This is a genomic window from Okeania sp. SIO3I5 (genome assembly GCF_010672085.1).
Lineage (GTDB): Bacteria > Cyanobacteriota > Cyanobacteriia > Cyanobacteriales > Microcoleaceae > Trichodesmium.
In genome coordinates, this window is record NZ_JAAHHT010000546.1 from 1 (window position 1) to 1,120 (window position 1,120).

2 protein-coding genes are annotated in these 1,120 nt (G+C 36.6%); one reads left to right on the plus strand and one right to left on the minus strand.

The window, feature by feature from the left end; genetic code table 11:
• On the plus strand, positions 1-469 hold a 469-nt coding region (locus F6K40_RS40425), incomplete at its 5' end, for a DUF29 family protein (protein ID WP_293146034.1).
• A 445-nt stretch (positions 470-914) separates the two neighbouring features.
• Here the strand turns inward: F6K40_RS40425 and F6K40_RS40430 are convergent.
• On the minus strand, positions 915-1,120 hold a 206-nt coding region (locus F6K40_RS40430), incomplete at its 5' end, for a hypothetical protein (protein ID WP_293146037.1).

The window sequence follows — 1,120 nt, forward strand, 5'->3', positions numbered from 1 at the left end:
TGGGGATGCTCTAGCAATAATAGACGAACTTGAGGGAATGAGTAAACAAGCAATTTTAAGAAGTATTGACTCATTTCTAGTTAGAATATTCATCCATTTAATCAAAAATCAAGTAGAAAAGCGTTTGACAAATTCTTGGGTAGCTTCAATTTCTGATTCTCTTTTGCAAATTAAAAAGCTGAATCTTAAAGATATCAAAACTTCCTACTATATAAAAGAAGATGAATGGCAACCTTACCTAGAAGATGCTTTAGAGGAAGCAATTCGTCCTGCAAGTATAGAGGTTCAGGGTGGTAAACTGAGGCCATCCCAACTATCACAAATGATCGATAGAATTGAGGTTATTAATACTGCTCAAGAATTACTGGGTCTTACTTATTTTTATAAGCTCAGAGATTTGCCAAATATTATTGATGAATATTTAGCTAAATTACCTGGTGGAGAAGATTGGTTTGAAGGATTGTATTGAATTAGGCGATCGCTACAATTAAGGAACGAGCGGAAAAAAATACAGAGATTAAAGAGGGAAGGTTTAAAGTTTGGATATGACTCATTTGCTTGTGACTTGTTTTTGCTGCGTTGAATAAACAGTCATGTGTAGGGGCGAGCGACTCCCACTAAATAAATTGTATCTGAAAAAATTTCTGCTGGCAAGGGGAAATTCTTTTCGTCGGGGATTTTTTTTGGAGCTTCACAGAATGCAAATTTTCTGATTTGTGCATCTGTGGCAAAATCCTTGTCTTGCCCTAAATTCTCTCATAGTTGTTTAGGATTTAGGCAATGGGGAATTTGTCAGGATTATATTGAATCGGGCGATCGCTAAAGTTAAGGAACGAGGGGACAAAAATACAGAGATTAAAGAGGGATGATTTCAAGTTTGGACATGACTTGTTTTTGCTGCGTTGAATAAACAGTCATGCGTAGGGGCGAGCAACTACCAATAAATAAATTGTATCTGAAAAAATTTTTGCTGGCAAGGGGAAATTCCTTTTGTCGCTGATTTTTTTTGGGAGCTTCACAGAATGCAAATCTTCTGATCTGTGCATCTGTGGCAAAATCCTTGTCTTACCCTGACTTTTTTCACGGTTGTTTAGGATTTCGGTAATGCTGAAGTTTTCAG